Here is an 853-nt window from a genome sequence, read left to right on the forward strand (position 1 = left end):
TCAGATCCGGGAAGGGGAATACATCATCCTTATTCCGGGGCTCGAGCATTATGTCCCCTTCCTCAGCTTGAGTTCAGTCCAGTTCTCACCTCCCTGCTGCGCGAAGCCATAGGACGGCTCCTGAAAGTGCAGCCAAAAATAGCGGGTATCGTCTTGACAGCCGCGGTGGCCATAATGCTCGAGCCCCGGAATAAGGATGATGTATTCCCCTTCCCGGATCTGATGGGGCTCGCCGTCCTCAGTCAAAAATAGTTCCCCCTGTATCACATATAAGAGATCAAACACGGAATATTCACGCCTCACATGCTTTTCCCCTCTTTTGAACAGCCCTTCTCCGCCGGTAATCAACACAGGGAGCGGCGGAATTGTAAAGATGATATGTTCCATGTTCTCTCCCCTTTTTCATCAAGTCGGATTTCTCCAAGAAGTATCGGTTTCGTCTCTTCTTATTATAAGAAAATGGCGTTACACTATAAAACGGAATTTTAAAAGAAAGGGGTCAAACGCCATGAAAAAAACAGCACCTCAAAACCTCTCTTTATTCGCATTGACTTGGCCTATCTTTATCGAGGTTTCATTATATATGTTAATGGGCAACGCAGATACCCTGATGCTCAGCCAATATTCCGACGACAGCGTGGCAGCCGTCGGCGTCAGCAACCAAATGCTGAACTTGATCATTGTGATGTTCGGTTTTATCGCAACAGGAACAACCGTCATTATTTCTCAATTTTTAGGGGCGCGGCAAAAAGCCGAAGCAATGGAAGTCGGCTATGTTTCCATCAGCGCCAATTTTATCATCAGTCTATTCATCAGTGCGGCGATTTATATATTTGCCAAACCGCTTTTATTG

2 protein-coding genes are annotated in these 853 nt (G+C 46.3%); one reads left to right on the forward strand and one right to left on the reverse strand.

Annotation, left to right across the window (positions count from 1 at the left end; all coding sequences use genetic code 11):
* Positions 1-48: 48 nt before the first annotated feature.
* Positions 49-387 carry an AraC family ligand binding domain-containing protein gene (locus ACWHAR_RS25090; protein ID WP_452088183.1) on the reverse strand — a complete coding sequence of 113 codons (339 nt, stop codon included), beginning with the start codon at positions 385-387 and terminating at the stop codon, positions 49-51.
* Between the two features lie 121 nt (positions 388-508).
* On the opposite strand from ACWHAR_RS25090, the gene ACWHAR_RS25095 reads away from it, so the two are divergent.
* Positions 509-853: MATE family efflux transporter (locus tag ACWHAR_RS25095; RefSeq protein WP_452088184.1), on the forward strand; the 345-nt coding region annotated here is incomplete at its 3' end.

Source organism: Bacillus sp. LR--39, from assembly GCF_053613335.1.

Coding starts and splice junctions, on each gene's coding strand:
- ACWHAR_RS25090 (WP_452088183.1), bottom strand. CDS start 387: ATGGAACATATCATCTTTACAATTCCGCCGCTCCCTGTGTTGATTACC.